Below are 25,797 nucleotides of genomic sequence, written 5' to 3'. Positions count from 1 at the left end.
ATCCCGGTCTTTTATCGGATCAATGCGTCGCGCGGCATGCTTCGGTGCGGGAGGCGCCGCTGTCGGCACCCTTGGTATGGGAGCCCTTCGGGCCGATCATGCTATGGCACGGAGGCAGGGAATTGATGCTGGCCGTTGCGGTCTTGTCGACGACAGGAGACGCCATGGCGCTCGGGGCGAAGCCGTCGCTGTCATTGGTGTAGTCGCTGGAATATGCCGGCGCCTTGCGACTGCTGTAGTGGACCGGAGCAGGCTTCGACATGGGGCTTGGGGCGAAGCCGTCGCTGTCGTTGTTGTAGTCGTCGGAATAGGTCGGCTGGGCGAAGGCAGCGCCTGCAAGGCTGACGGCGAACAGGGACGCGGCAAGGGCGAATTTGATGCGCATGGGTCTATCTCCTCAATCTGCTGTTGAATTCCACAAACGTAAACTAACCCTCGGCACACACGAGTTCGCGCTCCAATTCAGGCAATTTGGTGATAATATGGCGACGCAGCCGCGACCATTTGTCCAAATGAAATCACAGTGTTGTCAACGAAACTAACGTTCTTGTGACAGAAGTCGCCTAACAAAAATCGGCGATTGGTCTCAGAAATAAGACAGTTGTTGCTACAATCGTAAATTGTTAACTTTTGGTAATGTTGATAAAGATCGGCAACAGGCGACGGTAGCCCGCCGCCCGTTGATGATCTGCGCTTTGGCGTGAAGTTCAATCCTCGTTCGGGATATGCGCATCGACACCGGTCAGCTGCAGTTTGTTGCGGACATGATGGACGCCGTCGACCGAAAGCGCGCCGAGTTCGACCTTGCGGGCGATGCCGATCGTCTCCACCGAGCCTTCCAGCGTGACGACGTGACCGTCTGCATGAACCTCGATACTGTCGATATCGACCTCGGGAATGTTTTCGAGATTGTCGTTTACCCGCGCTTCGAGTTCGTCGCTTTCATCGCGGTCGATCGTATCGGCCCGCAGCGAATCTCTCAGGCGGTTTTCATTGCCGTCCTCATCCGTGCCGTCGACCCGGAAGCCCTTGTTGGGATCGCTGTCGAAATTGGCCGCTGTCTCGCCGTAGGGGCGATTATCAGGGCCGCCGGTGCCGGCGCCGCTGCCATCGGCATAGGGCCAGCCGTCGTCGAGATTGCGCTCTTCGAGATCGCGATAATCTTCTTCCCGGGAAAGCTCAGGCTTCTCCCGGGAAAACTGGGTTTTGTCACCGATCCTTGCCATTGCATTTGCTCCTTGTTTCTCTGCTGGAAACGCCGGCAGCGGCGAATGGTTCGGTGTGGACGGCGATTTGTCAGCCGTGATTGTCAGTCCTGGGTCTTCTCCCATTTTTTCACGAGACGGTCGCGCTTCAGCCGCGAGAGGCGCTGCAGCCAGAATATGCCGTCGAGCTGGTCGACTTCGTGCTGGACGCAGATGGCGAGGAAATCTTCGGCACCGTCCTCGTGCACGGCGCCCTCGGCATCCTGATAGCGGAAGCGGATCGCCCGAGGGCGCGTGACCTCGTCGGTCGCGCCGGGCATCGAGACGCTGCCTTCGACATGGCTCATCGTCTCCTGCGAAAACCAGGTGATATGAGGGTTGACGTAGAGGCGCACGCCGTCGGCCTTGTCGAGCTCCAACACCGTGACACGGCTGACGACGCCGATATGGGCGGCGGTGATGCCGACGCCGGGGGCTGCGCGCATCGTCGCCAGCAGGTCGCCGGCAAGGGCTGTAAGCGAGGAATCGAAGGCTGTCACCGGCGCGCAGACAGTCTTCAGGCCCGGATGCGGATAGCGCAGAATCGGACGGATGGGCATGGGGAAGGTTTCCTCTGCTTGGACGGGGGAGGAAACTATCGCCGGCCGCGGGCATTGTCATCACGAAGCACGTTTGGCGCTTTACGACACGGATGCTTTGGGCTAGCAGGAGCCAAGAATTCCGGCTGCGGGAGCCTCGCGCCGGATTCGCTTATCCGCTTGTTGATAATGTGTTTTCGGCCGACATTTGCGAATGCGGCGCGGCAGTCGTTGAAATTCGAACCAGATGCGAGGGCGGCAGATGACGACGACCGATGGGGAAGACCGCATTCGCAGGCGTCCCGATGACGAGGAAGCCGATATCTACGACGAGGACGGCAATGTCCGCGGCGATTTCCTGGCGCTCGTGGGTGCTGCGATCGCCGACCGCGACACACTGTTCCTGCGCCAGAACGTTGCCCGCCTGCATGAATCCGAAATAGGCGACCTGCTGGAATCGATCCAGCCGGATCAGCGCCTGGCGCTGGTGCGCCTGCTCGGCGACGATTTCGACATGACGGCGCTGACCGAGGTCGACGAGGCGATCCGCCGCGAAATCGTCGACCAGATGCCGAACGCGCAGATCGCCGCGGCGATCGGCGAGCTCGATTCGGACGATGCCGTCTACATTCTCGAAGACCTCGACAAGGAGGACCGGGAAGAGATCCTCGCCCAGCTGCCGTTCACCGAGCGGGTGCGGCTGCGCCGGGCGCTGGACTATCCCGAAAGTTCGGCCGGGCGCCGCATGCAGACGGAATTCGTCGCCGTGCCGCCGTTCTGGACGGTCGGCCAGACGATCGACTACATGCGCGACGAAGAGGATCTGCCCTATTCCTTCTCGCAGATCTTCGTCATCGATCCGACCTTCAAGCTGCTCGGCGCAGTCGATCTCGACCAGATCCTGCGCACCAAGCGGCAGACGAAGATCGAGCAGATCATGCGTGAGACCAACCATCCGGTTCCGGCCGAGATGGACCAGGAGGAGGCGGCCCAGCTCTTCGAGCAGTACGACCTTCTCTCGGCCGCCGTCGTCGACGAGAACGGCCGGCTGGTCGGCGTGCTGACCATCGACGACGTCGTCGACGTCATCCATGAGGAGGCGGACGAGGACATCAAGCGCCTCGGCGGCGTCGGCGACGAAGAGCTGTCGGACAATGTGCTTTCGACGGTGCGTTCGCGCTTCCTGTGGCTTTTGATCAATCTCGGCACGGCGATGCTGTCGGCAAGCGTCATCGGGCTGTTCGACGGCTCGATCGAGAAGATGATCGCGCTCGCCGTGCTGATGCCGATCGTCGCCTCGATGGGCGGCAATGCCGGCACGCAGACGATGACGGTGACGGTGCGCGCGCTCGCCACCCGCGATCTCGACATCTACAATGCCGGCCGCATCATCCGCAGGGAGGCGGGCGTCGGCATCCTCAACGGCATCGTCTTCGCGACGATCATGGGCGCGATCGCCGGGACCTGGTTCCACGACTACCAGCTCGGCGGGGTGATTGCGGCGGCGATGGTCATCAACCTGATGGCAGCCGCTCTTGCCGGCATCCTTCTGCCGCTGTTGCTCGACAAGATGGGCGCCGACCCGGCGATCGCTTCGTCGGTCTTCGTCACGACGGTGACGGACTGTACCGGCTTCTTCGCCTTTCTTGGTATCGCCACTTGGTGGTTCGGCATCTGAACCGCCCAAAAATTGACTATTACGTAAAAGTCAATATTATCGTCTGTCCGACGACGGGGAACACATGCCGGTGAACAAATATTATAGCATAACGGAACTGACGCGCGAATTCGGGGTCTCGACGCGCACGCTCCGCTTCTACGAAGACGAGGGACTGATCCATCCGGAGCGGCGCGGGCGTACCCGTCTGTTCCGGCAAGCCGACCGTCGCCTCATCGGGGAAATCCTGCGCGGCCGGCGCATCGGTTTCACCATCGCAGAGATCCGCGAGATCATCCAGGTCTACAAGGAGCCGCCGGGCGAACTCGGCCAGTTGAAGCTCCTGATGAAGCGCGTCGACGAGAAGCGCGACGACCTGCGCCAGAAGCGCAAGGATATCGACGACACGCTGGCGGAACTCGACGCTATCGAAGAGACCTGCCTCGGCCGCCTCGCCGAAATCGGCGTCACCACCTGATCACGCGCCGTATTGTCGGCGAACTCATTCAGCCTCGGCGCTGCATTCGGCAGCGATCGTCTGGACCCGCTCGTCGTTCTGTATATCGATCGCGCCCTCCTGCAGCGGTGTGAACAGGGCTTGCGCCTGCAATTTCCCCAGCGTGCACTGGCAGAAGCTGTGGCAGAGTGCTTCGCCTTGCTGCATGACGCAAGAGGCGTTGCATTGCCTCAGGTAAGTCGCGACCGGATCCGGCGCCTGCGGCGGGAAGACGAGGGAAATCCCGTAGGCGATGGCGATCAACACCGGCTGGTGGATGAGATAAAAAGCAAGGCTGTGGCGGCCAAGCTTTGCCGGCCACCAGGAGCCGGTGCCGACGGCGGCAAGCCGGTGCAGCAGCCTGGTTCTGATGGCGATCGAGGCGATACTCAATCCAGCGAAGAAGGGCGTTGCCCAAGGAAACAGCGGCACATAGTCGTTGGAGCGCTCCGGCGTCACCGCAAGGCCGATCCAGGCGAGATATCGGGGATCGAAGAAGGATGAGCGAAGCAGGCCGGGTGGTCCGAAATTATCGGTTATCCAGGCGGCAAGGAGCGCGAGCGTGGCGATGAGCGTGAAGGCGAGCGGCAATCTCAAAAAAACGACGCCGATGAGCGTGAGCACCGCGATGCAGTGCAGGATGCCGAAATAGATCCACTCGTTTGGCATGGCGATGCGCGTGGCGATCGAGATCACCGCGGCTGCCGCGGCAATCATGCCGAAGCGCTTCCAGAAGGATGGCCAGCGAATCTCAGGCTTGCTCGACAGCACCAGGCTGACGCCGACGATGAAGAGAAAGGTGGTGGCGATCGCCCGGGCATAGATCTTCAGCCAGCCTGTCTCGGCCGTGCCCGGCGCGAGATAGCCCATGAACTCCATGTCCCAGCTGAAATGGTAGCTCGCCATGGCGATCAACGCGACGCCGCGCGCCGTATCCAATAGGCCGATGCGCGGCGGTTTTGCCGCTGCATCGGTTTCCCTTGCCGGCAATGTCATCAAAGTTCCTCCGGCAAATCACTTCCGTCGCTCGACGGCCTATCGCGGCGAATAGCAGAAAGGTGGAGATTTGATGGCGGGCCGGTATCCATGATCGCCAGTCGCGCTTGCGAGAAAAATTGCCGGCGTGTCAGCACGAAGATGACGATCGCCGTCGTCATCATGAAGACATAAGGGTTGATGAACCAGCCGAGATAGCCGATCGACAGGAAGATCGCTCTGAGGCCCTCGTTGAAATTGCTGCCGGCAATGACATTCATGCGGATGACGCGTTCGGCGGCCCGCTCGGCGGCGATGATGTCGCGCTCGCTGTCGCGCATCATCGGGATCGAGCCGAAGAGAATGGTGCAGTAGTTGAACAGCCGATAAGACCAGCCGAATTTGAAGAAGGCGTAGCCGAAAAGCACTGCCAGTCCGCCGACTTTCATCTCGAAGACGGCATGGCCGCCATGGAGGACGAAGGGCAGATCGGCGAAGACCGCGTCGACCTTTTCCGTCGCGCCGAGCAAAGCGAAGCAACTGCCGAGCGCGAAGATCGAAGTCGAGGCGAAGAAGGCGGTGCCGTTCTGCAGGCCGGCCATGATCTGTGTGTCGATCATCTTCAGGTCGCGGCGCAGCGAATTGTAGATCCACTCCCGGCGCCGTTCGGTCATCGCGTGAGTCAGGCTGGTGCGTCCGAAGAAGGTGCGGCCGTGCAGCAGCCAGGAATAGCCCACCCAGACACAGGCAAAGAAGGCCAGAGCGATATAGTCCGCCGTCGTCATCAGTGTTCAGTCTCCGCATGAACGCGGCCATCGTGCCGCAACCCGGATTATGCCGCATGGCCGAGTTCGGCGGCTCGGCGCAGGCTTTTTGGCCATGCGGCAGTTCGGCATAATCGAGGCGTCGGGAAACGACAAGGCTTGGTGGATCGCCGACCGCATCTTCTGGAGCTAACTGCAGCGGTCATTCGTCGCTTGGGGGTTCGGGACGGCGCCCAAAGAAGAAGAAAAGGACGGCGCTAGCCCTCCAGCGCCTCAATCATCCCCACCCGCGTCGCATGACGGCCGCCCTCGAACTGGGCGGTCAGGAACGCATCCACGATATCGAGTGCCAGCCCTTCGCCCACCACGCGCACGCCAATCGAAAGCATGTTGGCATCGTTGTGCTGGCGGATCATGCGGGCTGAGAATGTGTCGACGCAGACGCCGCAACGGATGCCCTTTACCTTGTTCGCCGCCATCATGATGCCCTGGCCGGTACCGCATAAAATGATGCCAAAGCGGCAATCGCCGGAGGCGACGAGACGCGCCGCCGCTTCGCCGTGCTTGGGATAGTGTGTGCTCTCCGGCGTCGTCGGTCCGATATCGACCGCTACCCACCCCTGCGCCGCGATATGACCGGCAATAGCCTGTCGGAGCTGAATGGCGGCGTGGTCGCTGGAGAGGGCGATGCGGTTGGTAGCTGTCATGGAGAAGTGGTCCCGTTTTCCAAAGCAATTTGCCGTCTTGAGGATGCACGCTAGCGCATCGGCCCGAAAATCGGAATCGATTTTCGGAGAGCACGATGCGTCGCTCTAGCGCCACACCAGTCTAGAGGCGCACGAGCAGGGCGCCGCGTTAACCGCTTGTAAAGTCGTGATGGCCAATTGTTCAGGACTGAACCTCAACTCCGAATTCAAAAGTGACCCATGAGTCGGCCGGATTACATCCCGAGTCTTGATGGCCTGCGCGGTGTCGCTGCGCTTCTGGTCGTTGGAGCCCATATTGGCCTTATCTTTCCGATCACAGCGCCGCATCTCGTGACGATGGGCGACGAAGCCGTCGGTTTGTTTTTTGCTCTCAGCGGCTTCCTGATGGCTCATCTCTACGGCTCACGGCCGGTCACGAGAGACAACGTCCTGGATTTTCTTGTCAGCCGCTTTGCCCGCATCTATCCGGTTTACCTAGCGGCTGTCGTTCTCGTAGCGATGCTGTCGATCATGCAAAATCTGGATTTTGTTCAGCCGATCGTTAGCGGCACGGATTTTGTCCGTCATATCGTCCTTCTCGGCTCGAGTGGTGTTTTCTGGTCGATACCACCCGAGATCCAGTTCTATCTGCTCTTTCCCGTCCTGTGGCTTTGCTTGGCCCAGCCGCGCCGCTATAGCGGCATGATTGTGGGCCTCACCGTGGTCGTCGTCGTGGATGGCCTGGTTGAATTGCCAGGCCCGGGAATCCTGCTCGTCTCGAAGCTCCCCTACTTTCTTTTCGGCGCACTGGCCGGAATGATGCATTCCCACTGGAACAGCTGGATTCCATCCGCCCTCACAGGCATTTCAACGCTTTTTCTCCTGGCGGTGTTTTTCGTTTACCGGCATATCTTGCCCGGTTTTTCCCCTGAATTTTGGGGCCTGCAAAGTGCGGTGGCCGCAGCCGTGATTGTCGCGCTCGTCGCTCGACAGCCTCCCATCGCAGCCCGTGTCCTGGCAACTGCACCAATGCGGTTTTTCGGAAAGATCAGTTTTTCACTTTACCTTTTCCATGTCCCCATCATGTTCCTGGCGCGTCTGACTTTTGATGCCATGCTGCCCGAACCGGCGCTCATCGTGGTGACGCTTTGCATTGCGGTCGTTGGGGCATGGTTCATCCATGAGACGATAGAGGTTCCAGGCCGGCGGCTGCTGGTCCTGATATGGCAGGATAATCGCTGGCGTCTGGTTTCGCGGGAAACTCCGGCTGACCAAATGGACCGCGCGATCCTCGACCTGCAAGAAATCGAAAAGCGCCTGCTGAGCGGCGCAACGTCAACCACCGCCGATCAACGACAAATCTCGACGACGCCCGAACCCCGGGATGGAGCCGACGGCACGGTCATTCAAGATGATCGCGACGAGAAGCTTCGCGCATAGCTCAGCCAAGTTCTTGGGCGAGTCCGATGAGAAGCCCTCCAGGCCCGCGGATGTAGCAGAGCCGATAGGTGTCTTGATAGTCCACGACTTCGCCGACGAGCTGCGCGCCGCGCTTGCGGAGCCTCTCAAGCGTCTCATCGATGTCATCAAGGGTGAACATGACGCGGAGGTAGCCTAGAGCGTTCACCGGGGCATTGCGGTGATCTGCGACGGCAGGCGGCCTGAGGAAGCGGGAGAGCTCGAGCCGGCTGTGGCCATCAGGCGTGCGCATCATGGCAATCTCGACGTGCTGATCGCCCAGTCCAGTGACACGCCCCGCCCATTCTCCTTCGATCGCAGCCCCGCCCTTCGAGCTCGAGGCCGAGCTCGCGAAAGAAATCAATCGTCTCGTCGAGGTCATCGACGACGATTCCTACGTTGTCCATCCGTTTGAGCGGCATGTGTCCAATCTCCCAATCTACAAGGTGTCATCTAGCATCGACGTCAGCAGGACATTGGGAGCCGGAGCAGACTGTCAAGATAAGGCAACCAGTTCTTCCTCCGCATAGCCTTCATTGAATGCAGCAATGATTGGTAAGACGGGCCGTTTGGTTTAGCGCATGATCCCGAAAATCGGATTCGATTTTCGGACGGGATTATGCGCAAGCTCAAAGTGCTGGAGCGTCCTATTGGACGGGTGGCGCTCCAGCGTGCAGTGCGAATGTCGCACCGGCTCCATGCGATGTCGGTGCGCCGCACGGATTCGAAACCGGCCTCGCTTAAGCTTGCATCCTCATCTTCAGAAGGCGCACCCATGTTTCTCTCGGTATTCGATGTCTTCAAGATTGGTGTCGGGCCGTCGAGCTCACACACGATGGGTCCGATGTCGGCGGCCAAACGGTTTCTCGAGCTGATCCTCTCGAACGAATGGCCGCGCCCGTCATCGGGCGCGCAGGTCACAGCCATCAAGGTCAGCCTGCACGGCTCGCTCGCCCATACCGGTATCGGCCACGGCACGGGCAGGGCTGTCATTCTCGGGCTGATGGGCGAAGCGCCCGACAGCGTCGATCCCGACAAGATGGACGGCATTGTCGACACGGTGGAGCGCACGGGCCGCATCACGCCGGAGGGCCATCCCGGCTATCAGTTCCAGCCGAAAACCGACTTGATCTTCGACAAGAAACAGCCGCTGCCCGGCCATGCCAACGGCATGGTCTTTTCCGCTTATGACAAAGACGGCCGGCTGCTCGTCAAGCGCATCTATTATTCGGTCGGCGGCGGCTTCGTCGTCACCGACACCGAGCTGGAGCAGATGCGGGCGAAGAAGAACGCGCCCGGCGGCACGCGTGTGCCCTATCCCTTCTCCACCGCCAAGCAGATGCTCGAGATGGCGGAGCGCTCCGGGCTGTCGATCGCCCAGATGAAGCGGGCGAACGAGGAGAGCCAGCGCAGCCAAGAGGAGCTCGACCAGGGGCTCGACCGTATCTGGGAGGCAATGCGCTCCTGCATCGAGCGTGGTCTCAAGGTCGAGGGCATCATGCCCGGCGGCCTCAACGTCAAGCGCCGCGCCCGCAGGATTCACGACAAGCTGGAGGAGGAGTGGCGCAGCAACCGCGTCAACCCGCTGCTCGCCAATGACTGGCTGAGCGTCTATGCGATGGCGGTCAACGAGGAGAATGCAGCCGGTGGGCGCGTCGTTACGGCACCGACCAATGGTGCTGCCGGTGTCATCCCGGCGACGATCCGCTACTACGAGCATTTCCACGAGGACTGGGACCAGAACGGCATCCGCGACTACCTGCTGACGGCCGCCGCCATCGGTGGCATCATCAAGCATAATGCCTCGATCTCGGGCGCCGAGGTCGGCTGTCAGGGCGAGGTCGGCTCGGCGGCGGCGATGGCGGCCGCGGGCCTTGCCGCCGTCATGGGCGGTACGCCGGAGCAGATCGAGAACGCCGCCGAAATCGCGCTCGAACATCATCTCGGCATGACCTGCGATCCGATCGCCGGATTGGTGCAGGTTCCCTGCATCGAGCGCAATGCGCTCGGCGCTGTCAAGGCGGTCACTGCGGCTTCGCTCGCCATCAAGGGCGACGGCCAGCATTTCGTGCCGCTCGACGCCTGTATCGAGACGATGCGCCAGACCGGCCACGACATGAGCGAGAAATACAAGGAGACCTCGACCGGAGGTCTTGCGGTCAACGTCGTTGAATGCTGAGTTTGTGGACGCTTGAAGCTTGGTGCTTGACGCTCGCTGCCAAAAGGATTTCAACGGCAGCATGGCATTGCATCTCATCAAACTCTGCGTCGGCGCCGACTCGATAGACGATCTGCGCGAATGGGTGGCGGAACGCTCGCTGCGCGCCATCGCCGCTGGCCTTGAGCCGCATTCGGTGCACACGACGCGCATGGCGCCGAAACGTATGGCAGAGCTGCTTGACGGCGGTTCGCTCTACTGGGTGATCAAGGGGCAGGTGCAGGCGAGGCAGAAGCTGCTCGACATCGAGACCTTCACGGACGGCGAGGGCATCTCGCGCTGCCGCCTGATGCTTGGCCCTGAGGTCATCGAGACGGCTGTGCAGCCGAAGCGTCCCTTCCAGGGCTGGCGTTATTACACTGAGGACGATGTGCCGCGCGACCTGACAAGCCTTGGTGCCGGCATTGCCGAAATGCCGGCGGATCTTCGCCGCGAGCTTACGGACCTTGGTCTGCTCTAATCCCCGAAAATCGGAGCCGATTTCCGGAAAGGTTTATGCGTGAATTGAAGGTGACAGCGTGCCCCCTTCGGGCACGCGGTACTCTGCAGTTCAGCGCAGGCGCAACTGCACCGGCGCACTGCCGTCCGGCGAGGTCACATGCAGATGGATACGGGCTTCGGGCTGGGAATAGCGCCAAGCGCGGGCGCCATGGCACAGCAGCAGATTGATGAGATCGCGGGTCTTCGGAGACTTCGCCTTCGGCCGCTGCAGGCCGATCTCGGCGAGGCGCATAGCCGCCTCGTGCAGCGGATGCAGAGATGAGCGCCCCTTGGCCGCCATGCGGCGGTCTGAAGGCATTCCCGGAACATTCTCATTGATCGCCATTGTTTTCCCCGTACGCAATACTGATCGAGTTCAAGAACGGTGGCCGGAAACGCAAACACCGATTCCGGCCGTCACCGATGCCGCCAACCATCTTGCAGGCAGCATCGAATAGCTCATTGGGCAGCCGCCCAGCACTTGATGCCGGCCTTCTTCAAGGCCTTGCAGGCGTTGACGGCGTCGCGCTGATCGTCGAAGCCGCCGAAGCGGGCGCGGTAAAGCTGGTCACCACCAGCGGCATAGGCAACCGCGAAGGGCTTCGCCGAGGCCAGCGCCTTGCCGCCCTTGCTCTTGGCGCTTTCCAGAAGATCCATGGCCATCTGCCGGTTCGGCGAGACGCCGACCTGCACCACCCAGCCGGTCGGACCGTTGCTGGTTGAAGCGGCACGAGTCGGGGAGGGAGTGGTCGAGGCGGTGGTGACGTTATCGACCGACGTATCGCCCTGTTCCGGCGGCATATAGGCGGGTGCCGGCGTCGGCACGGCGACCGATGCCTGCTGCTTGAAGGCCATGGTCTTAACTTTGGTCGGCGCCGGCAGCGGCTGGGCTACCAGCGGATTGTCGGATTTCGGCGCAGCGGTCTCGGCATAGGCGACCTCGGTCTCGGCGACCTGATAACGCGCATCCGGCAGCGGGCCTTTGTGCGGCAGGCTGAGATCGGCAGCGGCGGCCGAAACCGGCGGCTGCGCTGCGGTGATGGTCTTTGCGACCTGCTGCTGGGCCTTCTTCGGCTGAACCGGAGCGGGTGTCTCGATCATCGCCGGGGCAGGGGTTGCCTGGGCGATCAGCGCCGACGATCCGCCGCGGCTCGATGCCTTCGGCAGGTAACTGGCGATCAGATTGCGCATCTGGGCATCTCGAGCAGGCGTCGAGGCGCCGCCGAGCACGACACCGACGATCGACTTGCCGTCGACCTGCACCGAGCTCACCAGATTGAAGCCGGCGGCGCGCGTGTAGCCGGTCTTGATGCCGTCGACGCCGCGCACCGAACCGACCAAGCGGTTGTGGCTGCGGATCGTGCGGCTGCCGAACTTGAAGGCGCGCGTGGAGAAATAGCCGTAATATTGCGGGAAATGCTGGCGAAGGGCGATGCCGAGGCGGGCCTGATCGCGCGCCGTCGTCATCTGCGCCGTATTCGGCAGGCCGTTGGCATTGCGATAGGTGGTGCGCGTCATGCCGAGTGCATGCGCCTTGGCGGTCATCAGCTGGGCGAACCGATCCTCGCTGCCGCCGCCCAGCATTTCGCCGAGCGCGGTTGCCGCATCATTGGCCGACAGGGTGACGAGACCGAGAATGCCCTGCTCGACGGTAATCGTGCCGCCGGCGCGCACACCGAGCTTGGTCGGCGCCTGGGCTGCCGCATGGGCGGAGAAGGGGACCGGCGTGTCGAGACGGATGCGACCCTGCTCCAATGCCTCGAAGGTCATATAGAGGGTCATCATCTTGGTCAGGGAGGCGGGGTATTGCAGCCGATCGGCATTCTCGCTGTAGAGAACGTTGCCGGTCTTGGCGTCGACGACGATGCCTGCATATTTTGAATTTGCCGCTTCCGCGTCGGTATTCACCGAGTCGACCATGACGATCGTGACGGCCACCGAAAGGATCGCCAGCAGCCTTGCGAAAAAGCTGCCGGATCGGGACGATGATACGGAGGAGACTGACCTTGACACTATTCCACTCTTCGCTTGCATTTCAGATATTTGGCATTTCAGAATTTGGCAGGAACGGCACACCTCCCGCCGCGCAGCTCATCTGCTAAAACTACCGGTTGGGCGTTACCAATCCGTTTATGATGAATCGTTTATTTCGCTGTCCCTGGAGCATTTTAGGGACCTGTCGCAGAACGGTTCACAAGACGCGCGTCTACAAAGGTGCGGATAGCGGCATCAATATGTTCCCAGTCGTCGAGATGGCTGCTCGAAAAACGATAGAGAACACTGAGATCCCTGCCGACTTTGATATCGCGCTGACAATCTCCGCCCCCCGCCTTATCCGGGGCTGACGGCAATATGCAGCGCACGACGTAATCCGGCCCGCCCTTGACGGGCGCCGTCAGCAGCACCTCATCGCCGTAGCCCGCATCGGCGCGAAGACGATGCAGCGTCAGCCCGTCGCGGAAGGGCTCGGCCGGGCCTTCGAGCAGATGCGAATAGATCGGCTCCAGCCGCCCGGACATGTCGCGCGACATGGTGCTCTGGGTGATCTGCAGGAAGATCAGCCCGGAGGACTGGGCGATATCGTCGAATCGAAGGTGATTTTCCTTGCCGTAACCCTGCATCTCCGGCCAGGCGAGGTAGAGATCGACGCGCTCGGCGGCGCCTTCATGCCTTTGGCTCGGGAAGCGGATGGTGTTCTCGGGGAATTTCACGGTGTCGCGGCCAATGGCCAGCTGAATTTCAACCGTGCTGTCGGTGTTGCCGGCAAGCGAGATATGCCGGCCGAACCAACGGCCGCCGATGCTGATAGCAACAGTCAGGACCGCCAGGACGGCGATCACCGCCATCGTGCGGAGGAGAAACCCCATGGAAAGAAGCGGCTGCTCGTCGGGTGCGCTGTGCGCGGCATGGCTCATGGCAGTTCTTCGCGTTTCGGTCCGCCGCAGGAAGAACATGAGCCGCCGGTCCGATGATGATTCTCATCGCGATGATCGGACCGACAGGGTTAACAATTCACTAAGATACTAAAGCCTGCCGCGCAAAAATATGCAGCGGTTTGCGATAACGGCATGCGTAAAAACAAAGACTTAAAGCGCAGGAGCGCAGCTTAAGATCGCGAAGCGCTTTCGTAAGGGAAGTCTAGGAAAGGGGCGAGCCGTTCCCGGGACAGCGGGAACGGCTCTTGGGCACCGGTCGGGGACGGGATGCGGGGACTGACCGGGCCGCAGGTTGCAGCCGGCATTGGCCGGCAGGCTGTTCTTACTTGACGCTACCGACCGCGACAGCGCGGCCGTCCTGAAGCTTCGACCAGCGGGCCGGATCGTCGGCGGACTGGCGCTTCAGATAGGTGTATTCGGTATCCGACCACAGCAGTACCTTGTTGCGCATGTTGTCGAGAATGAAGTCGCCGTGATCGGTACGGACCGTCAGCACGGCATGGCCTTCGCCATTCGGCTGCAGCACGACGGTGATCAACGTGTCGGACGGTGAAAAACCGTCGTCGATCAGCATCTTGCGCTTCAGCAGGGCGTAATCCTCGCAGTCGCCGACGGTGCGCGGATAGGCCCAGCGCTCCTCGACACCGTAGATCTGCTCATCCGTCATCGGCTGGATCGTCGAATTGACGGTGTAGTTGACCTTGAGAATTTCCTTCCAGCGATCCTCGGTGAGGATGGCCGGTCCGGCATCGCCGCCGACTTCGACACATTCCGTCGGATTCGCCTTGCAGAATTCGTAGTGTCCGATCGGCGGGCTGGCATTGCCTGCCAGGGCCATGCTGGCGGGCATCGCCTGTCCCGAACCCGCCATTGCCATCATGATCGCACCGGCCAGAAGGCCGCCTTTCAGGATATTCGCAGTTGTCATTGCCGTCTCCCCGTAAGTTGAGGTGACAATGGCACAGACGTTTTTATCTCACGCAAAATTACGTAATAGAATTAAAGGCTTAGTTGATTCAAATACCGATAAAGCTTGGCTAAAAACAGATTCGAATACGCATAAAATTCGATGCGGATTTGTCTTGAATTCGATTAAAATTGTAATCCACGCAACAAGGCTTTCGCCCGTGGAAAGGTTGCGTTGCCGTCCTCATGTTAAGGATTTTCGTTGAGCCGGGTAAATTCCGCCGGCCGATAAGCGATCTGCGGCGGCGTGCCGCCGGTCGACGATGCCGCCGGAAACGACCGATTCGGCCGGTTCGAAAGCAGAATATCGCTCAGATCGCCGATGTAGGCGGGAAAATTATTTTGGAGGAAAATCGCGAAATCGATCGGTGGCAGTCACAATCGCCGCGCTCATATCCGGATTTGCGATGGAATGGGCAGCATGCGGAAGGATGCTGAGCTCGCTTTGCGGCCAGGCGCGGGCGAGTTCCCAGGCCGTGACGAGCGGCGCCTCGATGTCGAGCCTTCCCTGCAGCAGGATACCGGGAATGCCGATGAGCCGCGCGGTGTTCTTCAAAAGCTGGGCGTCCTCCAGCCATGCGCCGTTGGTGAAGTAGTGGGTGATGATGCGGGCGCGCGTCAGCAAATAGGCCGGATCGGCCCAGCGGCGCGGCCGGCCTTGGGGATCGGCGAGCAGGATCGAGGCCGCCTCCCAATCATGCCAGTCGCGCGCCGCTTGGAGGCGCGTTTCCGGGTCCGCATCGTTGAGGAGACGATGATAGGCTGCAACCATGTCCTCGTCCCGTCCCTGGCTGCCAGGAGGAACAGCCTGGCGGAAACGTTGCCATTCTTCCGGAAAGAGCGGCGCCATGCCACGATAGAGCCAGTCGATTTCCGAGCGCCGGGTGGTGGTCACGCCTGACAGGACGATCGCGGCGACACACTCCGGATGGGTTTCAGCATAGGCCAGCGCCAGCGTCGAACCCCAGGAATTGCCGAAAAGGAGCCAGGTATCGATGCCGAGACAGGCCCGCAGCCGCTCGATATCGGCAACGATATGCCAGGTGGTGTTGAGGGAGAGATCGGTTTCGGGATCGGCAGCGCTCGGCAGGCTGCGGCCGCAATTGCGCTGATCGAACAGAATGATTCGGTGGGCGTCGGGATCGAAATAGCGGCGCGCCGCGGTCGTACAGCCGGAACCAGGGCCGCCATGAAGCACCAGCGCCGGGCGGCCCGCCGGATTGCCGCAGGCCTCCCAATAGATCAGATTGCCGTCGCCCGTATCGAGCAGGCCATGATCATAGGGTTCGATTTCGGGATAGAGAGCTGACATCGGTCCGCCTGCGGTCGAAGCGGATCTTATCCGTCATATCGCTGACAAAGGGAAGGCGGGCGAGGGCGGGGCACTCCGGGACGCAACAGCACTGCACAATTTGGGGCGACCTCATTAGGGTGCCGATTGGTGTCGCAGCTTGTTCCACTCATAATTCTAACTACCGACTGGCTGGAACGACTTGCGACAGGATTCGCGCTTGCTTTCCAAAGCCAGATTTGTTGCCGCTTGCAAAGCTCTTGCCGTGAAGTGCCGGCTTTTCAACACGACCTGACCGGGTGCGCACCGGACTTGGCAATCGCGTTCGATGGAAGTCCGTCGAGAATTTGCACCCGCCACGGAATCCCCGGCAGGCAACGCCATTTTCAGCAGCTGTTAAAGGAATTCGCGCAGCGTCTCGCGGGACTGGATCGACAGGAATTCGATTGCCACGCCTTCGACGAAGTGGCGCACGACGCGCCCACGCATGTTGCCGAGGCGCACAGCCGTTCCGATCGAAGGGCGCATTTCGACGTCGACGGCGGCGCCCGACAGCGAAAGGTCCATGATGCGGCAGGAATAAAGCGTGCCGTCCTCCAGCGTCAGATCGGTCTTCGTGTCGCGTGGCGTCAGACGGTCGTGGCGGCGATCCTCGGGCAGGCCGAGTTCGTGTTTGTTGGCAAGCCAGGTGAGCTGGGCCGCGAGTTTCTCGCGCTTCCGGTCGGTGGCATTGATCGACATGGTGAAGCCGCGGCCATCGATCGTCTGGACATAGCCTTCGACGCGGCCGAGATGGTCAATATAAGCGACGACGCGTTCGTTGGCGCGCGGCCGGCCGAGGCAGGTGACGTACATATCGCCAGGCGACATGTCGATCACCATGCATTCGAATTCTTCGTAGTTCGCAAGCATCAGCCGGCCCTGCATATTGATGGGCACGCGCTGGAATACGCCCTGTTCAGGGCGCGGCGCAGGTCGTTGCGTCTGAGCTGGCTGGAACGAGTGCATCAAGGGGCTTCTTCATGAAAATCACAGAGACCGATCTTTACCCACAATCCATTAACAGAAGGTTGTTCTGCCCCACCCCGACATAGCGGAAAACGAGTATGCAAGATGTGCCGAAACGGGACCGTCAACGAGCCTCCACGCTCAGCAGCTGCGACACCATGCGGCGCATGACCTGCCCGAAATGGATGCTTTTGCCGGCGACGATCCTGTTGATGGGGCGCCGCAGTTCGGCCGGTGCTGCCTTGTCGAATTTTCCGGGCAGCAGACGGCTGCGGTCGAGCGCCAGGAATTCGAGCGGTACGATCTCCAGCCAGCTCGCGGCCGCTGCCGGCGCGATCGCGCCGAGCAGCCGGTCGCAGGCGCCGTCCGGCGAACGCAGCGGCATCATGATAATCTCGAAGGAGGCCTGATGACCGACAGTGCTGTAGCCGGTGGCGTTGAACAGGGCCGGCATGGCATGGTCCATGACACCCATCGCCGTGCGTTCGATGTCCGCGAGCTGACCATTTGCCCAGAGAGACGAAAAACGTTCGCCGCGGAGGTCACGCCCGAAGAGATCACAGATACGGGTGCCGGCGAGCCGAAAGCCGATATCTCCACCCTTGCGCGTCTCCAGAATAAAGAGACTTTGGAGAAGATGGGGGACGGCGGAGGGTTCGACCTGTGATTTCAGCGGCGCATCGGCAGCGCCGCGGATACGGTTCCAGTAGTCAAAAATTTCGATGGTCGTTTGTAGCCGCATTTCACACCAACCTGTTCCATTCCGGAGCATTTTTGGGCAGTCATTGCCCGTACAAGCTCTACCTTGCGGATTTCATGCCAAATCACGGCGGTTAAGGTTAAGAGATGGTTTCGGTTGAGATGCGATGCCCGTCGTGAGACTGTCCTGCCATCGCTTCGACTTTCGAAGTTCAGCACAACCTGCCCGGGCCGAGGTCTTTTCCTGGAGCTCCCGGTATGCCGTCCGACCCTTCGGACGGCTTTTTTTTTGACAATCGCTCCTGTATGGCTGTGGCCTCAACGAGGCGAAACACAGATGAATGAGCAGACGGCCGAGCCGCACAAGGCGCCCGAACCTCCCGAGGTCCAGCCGCCGGCACGGCCACCGCGCGAACCGGTCTTCAACCTCCCACCGGCACTGTTCTTCAGTCTTTGCCTGCTTGGTGTCATTTATGCAGTGCAGGAACTCCTGCTCTCCGACGATGCGCTGAACTGGCTGTTCTTCACCTTCGGCTTCGTTCCCGCCCGCTATGTGATTCCGCTGTCGCAGCAGGGGCCGGAGCTGTTCTGGACACCCGTCACCTATTCGCTGCTGCACGGCAGCGTCCAGCATATCCTCTTTAACGCCTTCTGGCTGATGGCCTTCGGCGCGCCGGTCGTGCGCCGCATCGGGACGCTGCGTTTCGCGCTCTTCTGGCTTTTTTCCGCCGTCGCGTCCGCCGCCCTGCACGCGGTCCTGAACTGGGGGGACGTGTCATTGCTGATCGGCGCGTCGGGCGTGATCTCCGGGCTGATGGGCGCCGCCTGCCGATTCGCCTTTCCGGCCGAACGGCGACCGATGGCGCCTGCGCATCTCAATCCCCGGCTTTCCATCGTCGAGGCGCTGAAGAGCCGCACCGTAATCATCTTCATGCTGCTCTGGCTGGTCGGCAACGCGCTGATCGCTGTCGGCATCCCGCTCGTCGGCGACAGCGACCAGGCGATTGCCTGGGATGCGCATATCGGCGGATTTGTCTTCGGCTTCTTGCTGTTTTCGTTGTTCGACCGGGCGCCGCGCCCGCCGGTGATGGAACCTGACGGAACCGAGAAGGATATGTTGCAATCCTGAGCCGAGCAGTGCACGATCGACCTATATCCGTGCCGGGGGGAGAAACCGCCGCGGATGCCTGTGACAAGTGTTTCACGGACATAGGAGGTTCGAATGACCAGTTCAGTCAAAGCAATCCTCGACCTGAAGGGCAGGGACGTCGTCACCGCCGGGCCGAACACCACCGTCGCCGAGGCGGCGGCCATCCTCAGTAAGAAGAAGATCGGCGCCATCGTCGTCGTCGGCATGGAGAACCGAATTTCGGGGATGTTCACCGAGCGCGATCTCGTGCATGCGATCGCCAAACACGGTAAGGAAGGCCTCGACCACTCGCTGGCCCAGGTCATGACCGCGAAGGTCTATCGCTGCCATGAGGAAACGACCGTCAACGAGTTGATGGAGCTGATGACCAGCCGTCGTTTCCGTCACGTGCCGGTGGAAAGCAACGGCAAGCTTGCCGGCATCATCTCGATCGGCGACGTGGTGAAATCGCGTATCGCCGAAGTCGAGCGTGAGGCCGAGGAAATCAAGGCCTATATCGCCGGCTGAGGTTTTCGCCGACCGTGCTTGAGCGATGTCGTTGCCGCAAAAGCGCTGCAGGCTTTTGGACGACGTGCATCAGGGGTTGCTTGCATAGACTTCCTGCATGCGCTTGATCTCGGGGAGCCGGGCTCTGGCTTCCTCGTAGCCGCGTTCGATCGCCTCGCCAGCCCGGTGGAATTCGGAAAGGCCGATATAGCTGAGCCGCGGCTGCAGCGAAATATCCGGTGGGTCGCCGGCAAGGCGGGCGCGGGCGATCCTGTCCTGGATAATGTTGAAGGCCTGCACCATGACGCCGGTCATGCCGAGGCGCGCATAGGGCGCCTCTTCCTGCTTCTGCACTTCCTGCGGCGACAGGCTGGCATTGTGCCGGACGACGGCCGAGCGGCCGTAGAGATCGTAATTGAGATTGACGGCGACGACGAGCGGCTGCTCGTAGGCGCGGCAGACGGAGACGGGGACGGGATTGACCAGCGCCCCGTCGACCAGCGTGCGGTGATTGCTGCGCACCGGCTCGAAAATGCCGGGCAGGGCATAGGAGGCGCGCAGCGCCGTAATCAGCGAACCATTGGCAATCCAGACTTCATGACCGGTATTGACCTCGGCCGCGACCGCCACGAACGGCCGGTCGAGATCCTCGACGTTCAGGCCCTCGAGATGTTCCTGCATGCGCTTGGTCAGCCGCATGCCGCCGAACAGGCCGCTGCCGCCGATCGTCAGGTCGAGCAGACTTGCGATGCGGCGCATCGTCAGCGAGCGCGCGAAACTTTCGAGTTCATCGAGTTTGCCGGCGAGATAGCAGCCGCCGACCAGAGCGCCGATCGAGGTGCCGGCAATCATGCCGATCTCGACCTTTGCCTCGTCGAGGGCGCGCAGCACGCCGATATGAGCCCAGCCGCGGGCAGCGCCGCCGCCGAGAGCCAGAGCGATCTTGATTTTCTTGAGGGGCGAGGGAGGCGGGATCGTCTCGAGCGTAGTCGACATGCCGGAACCGGCACCTTCGCCTTCAGAGCTTTGACGATGCAAACTCCAGCTCAGCATGGCCTTCTCCCCTCCCAACACTTGGTTCCGATAGTCTGCCCGATCAGTTTCCAAATGGTATATAGAGACGGTTTCTGGCGCAATAAGGGGCAAATGCCCGGGAGGTACAGCCTATTTTCCGTAAACGTCCGCGGGATCGAATTGGCGCTCGTCGTCAACGATATCGAGCATCGGCTTTCCATCTCGGAGCGTGATCGTCCGGTAGAAGCAGGAGCGGCGGCCGGTGTGACAGGTGGCGTCGTGGCCGGCGACCTCGACCTTCAGCCAGATGGCGTCCTGATCGCAATCGGTGCGGATTTCCTTCACCGTCTGGAGATTGCCCGAGGTCTCGCCCTTCTTCCAGAGCTTGCCGCGCGAACGGCTGAAATAATGCGCCGTGCCGGTCTGGATGGTCAGCGCCAGCGCTTGGGCATTCATGTGCGCCACCATCAGCAACTCGCCGTCGCCGGCGTCGGTCACGATGGCGGTGATCAGGCCGCGGTCGTCGAAACGCGGCGTGAAATCGCCGGCGTCTTCCAACGCCGACTTGTCCTCGGATGGTTGATTGAAGATCAGTTGACTCATCGCGGCCCTCCTGAGGGAGCCGGTATCAGCGGCTCCGCACCATGGTCATGAAACGGGCCTGATCGGCCGGCTCGGTCTTGAACGTTCCCGTAAAGGTGGTCGTCAACGTGGTCGAGCCCTGCTTCTGAACGCCGCGCATCGCCATGCACATGTGTTCGGCCTCGATCAACACGGCGACACCGCGCGGATTCAGCGTATCGTCGATTGCCCGGGCGATCTGGGCGGTCATCGTTTCCTGCGTCTGCAGGCGACGGCCATAGATCTCGACGACACGGGCAATCTTCGACAGGCCGAGCACACGCCCGTCCGGCATGTAGGCAACGTGGGCCTTGCCGATGATCGGCACCATGTGGTGTTCGCAATGCGAGTAAAACGGAATGTCCTTGACGAGGACCATGTCGTCGTAACCGGCAACCTCCTCGAAGGTGCGGCCGAGCACGTCTTCCGCCGCCATGTCGTAACCGGAAAAAAGCTCGCGGTACGATTTGACGACGCGGGCCGGCGTTTCGAGCAGACCTTCACGCGCCGGGTTGTCACCGGCCCAGCGCAGCAGGACGCGAACGGCTTCCTCCGCCTCCTGCTGGGAGGGGCGATCCGAGTCGCGGTTCGTCTGCGGAAAATTCTTTACGATGGCGTCCATGAACAATGGTCTCCTGGTCCGCACCGCGGACCCATCTGTCGGAATCGCCACTGGTCAATCCCATGCGGGAATTCATGCACCTTTGGCAGGCTCCGGGGCTTTCAGGGCAGTTCAGCCCGTCCGGCACGGTTTCCCAATCAAACTTACACGAGGCCATTGCATTTTAACGGCCTTCGAACGACATACATATAGGAAGACGGCCATCGTATGTAAGTATCCTCACACGACACGGTGTGTTTTTTGTTTTGATGACAATAACGCCCCCACAGAGGCCGATCCGCAGTGATTTTGGAGCGGAAATCCAGCATGGACGATATCTACAACAGCAAAATCCTCGAATTCGCCGGCAATATTCCGTTGACCGGCGCGCTTGATGATGCCGATGCCAGCGCCCAGGCCTATTCCAAGCTCTGCGGCTCGAAGGTGCGGATCTGGCTGAAGATGGATGGCGACACCGTGACCGGCTTTGCCCATGACGTGAAGGCCTGCGCGCTCGGCCAGGCCTCGTCTTCGATCATGGCCCGCCATGTCGTCGGTGCCACATCGGACGAATTGCGCCAGGCCCGCCAGGACATGCTCGCCATGTTGAAGGCGGACGGGGCGGGGCCCCATGGACGATTCGAAGAGATGCGCTATCTGCTGCCGGTGCGGGACTACAAGGCCCGCCATGCCTCGACGATGCTGACCTTCGATGCGGTTGTCGATGCGATCGGGCAGATCGAGGCAAAACGGGCGGAAATTGTCGAGGCGTAACTGACATGTGCGAGTTCTGCGCTCGGCAGGCTGACGATGAGGACGACGGCGGTGCCGCCGGTTCAGCAAAGCCGCGTGAAAAGGCGGCACTCACTTCCCGCAATTATACCGGCCCGTTCCGCAAGTCTCCCGACCGCCTGCTCGGCATGGGGCTGATCCGCCTCTACCAGCTGACGCTTTCCGGCTTTATCGGCAATTCCTGCCGGCATATCCCGACTTGCTCCGAATATGGCTACGAGTCGATCGCCCGCCACGGCCTCTGGGCCGGCGGCTGGATGACACTGTTTCGCGTCGGCCGCTGCGGCCCCGGCGGCACCAGCGGCCTCGACCAGGTGCCGGAGATGCTCGGCGACAGCTTCCGCTGGTGGAGCCCTTGGCGCTATCTCGCCCTCGGACGCAAGAGAGGGTGACCGCCATGAGCACCTTCATAGCCCTTCTGCACAGCATTGTCCTGACGCCCGACCGCCGCGTCATCATGCAGGATTTGCGCGCCCTTGCCGAAGAGCTCGGTTATCGCGAGCCGCGCACGCTGGTTTCCACAGGCAATCTCGTCTTCGAGGCCGACGAAATGCGGCCGCACGAACTCGAGGTCACGTTGGAAGAGGCCTTTGAAGAAAAATTCGGCAAACATGTCGACATTATCGTGCGCAGCGACTGCACTTGGATGGCGCTTTGCAGCACCAATCCCTTCAAGGACGGCAAGGGCGACCAGGTGATCGTCCGGGTGATGCGCCTGCCGGTCGACCCGAAGAAGGTGGAGGCGCTGAAACCGCTGATGACGGAGGGACAGCGCATCGCCGTCGTCGGCGGCGATCTCTGGATCGATTTCGGAGGCAAGCCGAGCCAATCCAAGCTGCTTTCGGCCCTGACGACGAAGCGGATCGGCGTCGGTACGATGCGCAACTGGAACACCGTGTGCGGCCTGACTGAAATGCTATTCTAGATGCAAGGAGAACACGCCTTCAAAGGTTTTCATTTACCGAAGGAAAAATGTACTTGCAGTTGAATAAGTGGCGGATATCACTGTATTTCCAGTCTTAGTTTTCGAAATGTCGTCACTAATGAAGCTCTTCTATCTCGCGACCGCCTCACTTTTTCTCGTCATCTCCATTGCCAATTCTCCCGCAATTGCTGCAAGCGCAGATGACCCCACATCAGAAGCCAAGTGCCGCCATCTGGCGCGTGATGGCCTAGATATCGACAATCTCGCTTATTGGCGGAATGCGCTTACCGCTTGCGAAGTCTATTTGCAGGCAGAACCAGGCTCCATCGACGCCCGCTATTTTTCGCTCGCCAGCAAATTCAAACTTCAGCAATTCGAGCCGGCACTTGCCGGATTCGAGGAGTTGGCGGCCCAGGGACACGCACCCTCCATGGATTACCTGGCGGAGGCAGCTGCTTACGGCCTCGGGCGTGAGCGCGATCTCAATGCCGCGCTGTCCTGGCTGAGAAAGGCAAGAGCAACAAACGATCCGCGCTCCGCCGAATATCTCGGAGAGATGTACATGTTGGGCTGGGGCGTTGCGCAGGACTTTGTCATGGCGCGCTCCTATTTCGAACTTGCAGATCGGCTAGGCTATATTCCTGCCAAGAGATCACTTGCTTGGATGTACCTGGACGGGATTGGTGTTCCCGTTAACGCAGAGCGGGGTTTTGCACTGCTTTCAGCCGCAGCAGAACAGGGCCATGAGAGAGCGACAACGGACATCGCATTCCTTTACACGAAAGGCATTGGAACGGAGAAGAACGCCAGCCGCGCCGTTGCCATGCTGGACGACCTGGTGCGGAAAGGTTCCGCCGATGGGATGAGGACGCTTGCTCGATACTATCTGAGAGATGGGGACAAGACGCAGAGAAAGACGGCGCTCGATCTCCTTGAGAAAGCAGTGGCACTTGGCGACGGCAATGCGATGAGGACGCTGGCAGACGTCTACGTGGCGGGCAGGGAGACGAAGCGTGACTTCGCAAAGGCCGAGAGCCTGCTGGATCAGGCAATTGCGCAAGACATACTCGCTGCCTATCGTAGCAAGGCTTTGCTTTTATTGAAGATGCCCGATCCGCGCTATGACCAGGCCATGTACTGGATGAAGGAAGCTGCCTCTCGTGGGAATGCCCGTGCCATGGCAGATGTGGGCGCCATGTATGAGCAAGGCAAAGGTGTGCCGGTAGACGAGAGCGAAGCCCGCATCTGGTATGGAAAATCTGCCGAACTCGGAGATTCCAGCGGCGCCCGACGTTTCGGTCAATCGCTCTATAGGGGAACGGGTGGTCCTCGCGACGTCGAAAACGGCGTGAAATGGCTGGAGAAATCTGCGGCCGCCGGCGATACAGACGCCATGCGGGTGCTTGCCTATGGTTATGAAAATGGCGGCGGCCTTCCCAAGGATGTGGTCAAAGCTTTCGAATGGTTCCAGAAGGCGGCGGAGGCAGGAGATACCGACGCATTTCTCGAAGTTGCGGACCGCACCTATGACGGTTCGGGTACGACTGCCGACGCCCAAAAATCCTTTGTCTGGTATCTCAAGGCCGCCGAAAATGGTTCGGCCAAGGCCCAGTATTGTGTTGGGCTTTTGTATGAAAGAGGGGAGGGTACGACTCAGGATTCGAGAGAAGCCGTACACTGGTTCAAGGCCGCCGCAGAGAACGGATACATCGACGCCTTCGCCGAGCTTGGCCAAATGTACGCCAATGATGCCAATCTGCCGCGGGACGACGGCAAGTCGATCGACTATCTGGAAAAGGGCGCCGCCGCCGGTAACGTCACGGCGATGGTGCTGCTCGGCATCAAATATGAAGATGGCGATGGTGTCGCCCGCGACTATGCGAAAGCGATCGAGTGGTACGAAGCGGCGGCGAACAAGAAATCTGCTGACGCGATGTACAGGCTCGGGACGCTCTATCGAGGAGCGGATGGAAGCCAGAAAGATTTCGGCAAAGCTCTGGAATGGCTGACGAAGGCCGGGGCCCATGGCAATGCGAAAGCGCAATACGCCCTGGGCGATATCTACGAATACGGGCAGGGCGTGCCCATTGATCGCTCCAAGGCGCTCAGCTGGTTCATGATGGCGGCCCTCAAGCAATATCCTGAAGCGATGAACGCCGTCGGCTACTACTACCAGAATGGCATCGGCACCAAAGAGGACCAGACCATCGCCCGCAACTGGTTTCAGAAGGCGGCCGATGCGGGATCTGCGGCCGGCGCTCTTAATCTTGCGTGGTATTACGAGAACGGCAAAGATCAAGATCAGGCTATCGCATTCCAATATTATAAGAAATCCGCCGAGCTGAATTCGGCCGGCGGCATGTTCGCGCTCGGGCGTTTCTACGACGATGGCCTCGGAATTGCTGTCAACCGGCAAGAAGCCATCAAGTGGTATCTGCGGGCGATGGACACTGGCTACAATAGAGCCGCCTATCGGCTGGCCTATGCCTATGATGCGACCTTCAGTTCGGATAATGCAGCCGAAAACATCCTTCTGGCAATGCGGCAGGGAGACCGGCAGATTGCCGATGAGCTGAAGGCGTTTTCGCCTTTCACCCGCACGGCACTGAAAAGAAGCCTCTTGCGACGCGGCCTTTACGATGGGCCGCTGGACGATGAGATCGACCAGCCCTTGAAGTCGGCACTCAAGAATTACACAATGACCTATGGGGGATAGACGCACGACCTCGCTTCGGTGCCGGATTGTCCCGCTTCATCTTTACTCAGACAGGAAATCTGGCTATCAGGCGGC

Annotated in this window: 27 protein-coding genes and 1 pseudogene; 11 read left to right on the top strand and 17 right to left on the bottom strand. The window is 60.6% G+C overall.

Annotation, left to right across the window (positions count from 1 at the left end):
* Positions 1–19: 19 nt before the first annotated feature.
* The 3 genes from AC2444_RS10500 to AC2444_RS10490 form a co-directional block, all read right to left on the bottom strand.
* Positions 20–385: a hypothetical protein gene (locus AC2444_RS10500; protein WP_012757570.1), complete on the bottom strand. Its 366-nt coding sequence runs from the start codon at positions 383–385 to the stop codon at positions 20–22.
* Positions 386–707: 322 nt separating this feature from the next.
* Positions 708–1,226 carry a BON domain-containing protein gene (locus tag AC2444_RS10495; protein WP_012757569.1) on the bottom strand — a complete coding sequence of 173 codons (519 nt, stop codon included), beginning with the start codon at positions 1,224–1,226 and terminating at the stop codon, positions 708–710.
* 83 nt (positions 1,227–1,309) lie between these two features.
* Entirely contained in the window at positions 1,310–1,804 is a 495-nt protein-coding gene (locus tag AC2444_RS10490) for a peptide deformylase (RefSeq protein WP_012757568.1), read from the bottom strand.
* Positions 1,805–2,045: 241 nt separating this feature from the next.
* Between AC2444_RS10490 and mgtE the strand changes: the two genes are divergently transcribed.
* Together mgtE and AC2444_RS10480 are read left to right on the top strand one after the other, a co-directional pair.
* Positions 2,046–3,461, top strand: a complete 1,416-nt coding sequence (gene mgtE, locus AC2444_RS10485; protein WP_012757567.1) for a magnesium transporter — start codon at positions 2,046–2,048, stop codon at positions 3,459–3,461.
* A gap of 64 nt (positions 3,462–3,525) precedes the next feature.
* Positions 3,526–3,918 (top strand): MerR family transcriptional regulator, encoded by a 393-nt coding sequence (locus AC2444_RS10480; RefSeq protein WP_011652104.1) that lies wholly within the window; start codon positions 3,526–3,528, stop codon positions 3,916–3,918.
* A gap of 24 nt (positions 3,919–3,942) precedes the next feature.
* Here the strand turns inward: AC2444_RS10480 and AC2444_RS10475 are convergent, their stop codons facing one another.
* From AC2444_RS10475 to rpiB, 3 genes are all read right to left on the bottom strand, one after another.
* The gene (locus AC2444_RS10475; protein WP_012757566.1) at positions 3,943–4,932 is read right to left on the bottom strand and encodes a heparan-alpha-glucosaminide N-acetyltransferase; all 990 of its coding nucleotides are present in this window, start codon (positions 4,930–4,932) and stop codon (positions 3,943–3,945) included.
* Positions 4,932–5,696 (bottom strand): DUF599 domain-containing protein, encoded by a 765-nt coding sequence (locus tag AC2444_RS10470; protein WP_012757565.1) that lies wholly within the window; start codon positions 5,694–5,696, stop codon positions 4,932–4,934. Before AC2444_RS10470 ends, AC2444_RS10475 begins: the two co-directional genes overlap by 1 nt.
* A 236-nt stretch (positions 5,697–5,932) precedes the next feature.
* On the bottom strand, positions 5,933–6,382 hold the full coding sequence (gene rpiB / locus AC2444_RS10465) for a ribose 5-phosphate isomerase B (protein WP_012757564.1): 450 nt from the start codon (positions 6,380–6,382) through the stop codon (positions 5,933–5,935).
* Positions 6,383–6,601: 219 nt separating this feature from the next.
* Between rpiB and AC2444_RS10460 the strand changes: the two genes are divergently transcribed.
* Positions 6,602–7,801 (top strand): acyltransferase family protein, encoded by a 1,200-nt coding sequence (locus AC2444_RS10460; RefSeq protein ID WP_012757563.1) that lies wholly within the window; start codon positions 6,602–6,604, stop codon positions 7,799–7,801.
* Position 7,802: 1 nt separating this feature from the next.
* Here the strand turns inward: AC2444_RS10460 and AC2444_RS10455 are convergent.
* A pseudogene (locus tag AC2444_RS10455) lies at positions 7,803–8,241 on the bottom strand (VOC family protein).
* Positions 8,242–8,594: 353 nt separating this feature from the next.
* Here AC2444_RS10455 and AC2444_RS10450 point away from each other — a divergent pair.
* Positions 8,595–9,998 carry an L-serine ammonia-lyase gene (locus AC2444_RS10450; protein ID WP_012757561.1) on the top strand — a complete coding sequence of 468 codons (1,404 nt, stop codon included), beginning with the start codon at positions 8,595–8,597 and terminating at the stop codon, positions 9,996–9,998.
* Between the two features lie 61 nt (positions 9,999–10,059).
* The gene (locus tag AC2444_RS10445) at positions 10,060–10,497 is read left to right on the top strand and encodes a DUF1489 family protein (protein ID WP_012757560.1); all 438 of its coding nucleotides are present in this window, start codon (positions 10,060–10,062) and stop codon (positions 10,495–10,497) included.
* A 90-nt stretch (positions 10,498–10,587) separates the two neighbouring features.
* On the opposite strand, the gene AC2444_RS10440 is transcribed toward AC2444_RS10445, so the two are convergent.
* The 7 genes from AC2444_RS10440 to AC2444_RS10410 all read right to left on the bottom strand — a co-directional run bounded on the left by AC2444_RS10440 (position 10,588) and on the right by AC2444_RS10410 (position 17,490).
* Complete coding sequence (locus AC2444_RS10440; RefSeq protein ID WP_003586322.1) at positions 10,588–10,863, bottom strand: hypothetical protein; 276 nt, start codon at positions 10,861–10,863, stop codon at positions 10,588–10,590.
* Positions 10,864–10,976: 113 nt separating this feature from the next.
* A complete protein-coding gene (locus AC2444_RS10435; RefSeq protein WP_041935530.1) occupies positions 10,977–12,551 on the bottom strand; it encodes a D-alanyl-D-alanine carboxypeptidase in 1,575 nt (524 codons plus the stop codon).
* Between the two features lie 134 nt (positions 12,552–12,685).
* A complete protein-coding gene (locus tag AC2444_RS10430; protein WP_012757558.1) occupies positions 12,686–13,471 on the bottom strand; it encodes a hypothetical protein in 786 nt (261 codons plus the stop codon).
* Between the two features lie 304 nt (positions 13,472–13,775).
* The gene (locus tag AC2444_RS10425) at positions 13,776–14,381 is read right to left on the bottom strand and encodes a transglutaminase-like cysteine peptidase (protein WP_011652094.1); all 606 of its coding nucleotides are present in this window, start codon (positions 14,379–14,381) and stop codon (positions 13,776–13,778) included.
* 375 nt (positions 14,382–14,756) lie between these two features.
* Positions 14,757–15,731, bottom strand: a complete 975-nt coding sequence (gene pip / locus AC2444_RS10420) for a prolyl aminopeptidase (RefSeq protein WP_128449864.1) — start codon at positions 15,729–15,731, stop codon at positions 14,757–14,759.
* A 375-nt stretch (positions 15,732–16,106) separates the two neighbouring features.
* Positions 16,107–16,718: a PilZ domain-containing protein gene (locus tag AC2444_RS10415; RefSeq protein WP_012757556.1), complete on the bottom strand. Its 612-nt coding sequence runs from the start codon at positions 16,716–16,718 to the stop codon at positions 16,107–16,109.
* A 124-nt stretch (positions 16,719–16,842) separates the two neighbouring features.
* Positions 16,843–17,490, bottom strand: a complete 648-nt coding sequence (locus AC2444_RS10410; RefSeq protein ID WP_017994142.1) for a PAS domain-containing protein — start codon at positions 17,488–17,490, stop codon at positions 16,843–16,845.
* A gap of 264 nt (positions 17,491–17,754) precedes the next feature.
* Here AC2444_RS10410 and AC2444_RS10405 point away from each other — a divergent pair, with 264 nt between their 5' ends.
* A complete protein-coding gene (locus AC2444_RS10405) occupies positions 17,755–18,546 on the top strand; it encodes a rhomboid family intramembrane serine protease (RefSeq protein ID WP_012757554.1) in 792 nt (263 codons plus the stop codon).
* A 93-nt stretch (positions 18,547–18,639) separates the two neighbouring features.
* Complete coding sequence (locus tag AC2444_RS10400) at positions 18,640–19,074, top strand: CBS domain-containing protein (protein ID WP_011652090.1); 435 nt, start codon at positions 18,640–18,642, stop codon at positions 19,072–19,074.
* 69 nt (positions 19,075–19,143) lie between these two features.
* On the opposite strand, the gene AC2444_RS10395 is transcribed toward AC2444_RS10400, so the two are convergent.
* The 3 genes from AC2444_RS10395 to folE all read right to left on the bottom strand — a co-directional run bounded on the left by AC2444_RS10395 (position 19,144) and on the right by folE (position 21,310).
* Complete coding sequence (locus AC2444_RS10395; RefSeq protein ID WP_012757553.1) at positions 19,144–20,106, bottom strand: patatin-like phospholipase family protein; 963 nt, start codon at positions 20,104–20,106, stop codon at positions 19,144–19,146.
* A gap of 111 nt (positions 20,107–20,217) precedes the next feature.
* Positions 20,218–20,670 (bottom strand): phosphoribosyl-AMP cyclohydrolase, encoded by a 453-nt coding sequence (hisI, locus tag AC2444_RS10390; protein ID WP_012757552.1) that lies wholly within the window; start codon positions 20,668–20,670, stop codon positions 20,218–20,220.
* Between the two features lie 25 nt (positions 20,671–20,695).
* On the bottom strand, positions 20,696–21,310 hold the full coding sequence (gene folE, locus AC2444_RS10385; protein ID WP_012757551.1) for a GTP cyclohydrolase I FolE: 615 nt from the start codon (positions 21,308–21,310) through the stop codon (positions 20,696–20,698).
* Between the two features lie 306 nt (positions 21,311–21,616).
* Here folE and AC2444_RS10380 point away from each other — a divergent pair, with 306 nt between their 5' ends.
* From AC2444_RS10380 to AC2444_RS10365, 4 genes are all read left to right on the top strand, one after another.
* Positions 21,617–22,063, top strand: a complete 447-nt coding sequence (locus AC2444_RS10380) for an iron-sulfur cluster assembly scaffold protein (protein ID WP_012757550.1) — start codon at positions 21,617–21,619, stop codon at positions 22,061–22,063.
* A gap of 5 nt (positions 22,064–22,068) precedes the next feature.
* Complete coding sequence (yidD, locus tag AC2444_RS10375; RefSeq protein ID WP_012757549.1) at positions 22,069–22,473, top strand: membrane protein insertion efficiency factor YidD; 405 nt, start codon at positions 22,069–22,071, stop codon at positions 22,471–22,473.
* A 5-nt stretch (positions 22,474–22,478) separates the two neighbouring features.
* Positions 22,479–23,006: a DUF1697 domain-containing protein gene (locus AC2444_RS10370; protein WP_012757548.1), complete on the top strand. Its 528-nt coding sequence runs from the start codon at positions 22,479–22,481 to the stop codon at positions 23,004–23,006.
* A 118-nt stretch (positions 23,007–23,124) separates the two neighbouring features.
* Positions 23,125–25,722 (top strand): tetratricopeptide repeat protein, encoded by a 2,598-nt coding sequence (locus tag AC2444_RS10365; RefSeq protein ID WP_012757547.1) that lies wholly within the window; start codon positions 23,125–23,127, stop codon positions 25,720–25,722.
* The last annotated feature ends 75 nt before the right edge of the window (positions 25,723–25,797 follow it).

The organism is Rhizobium sp. WSM1328 (assembly GCF_057653715.1).
The sequence above is the reverse complement of the archived record's forward strand: the minus strand, read 5'-3'. Positions and strand labels throughout refer to the sequence as shown.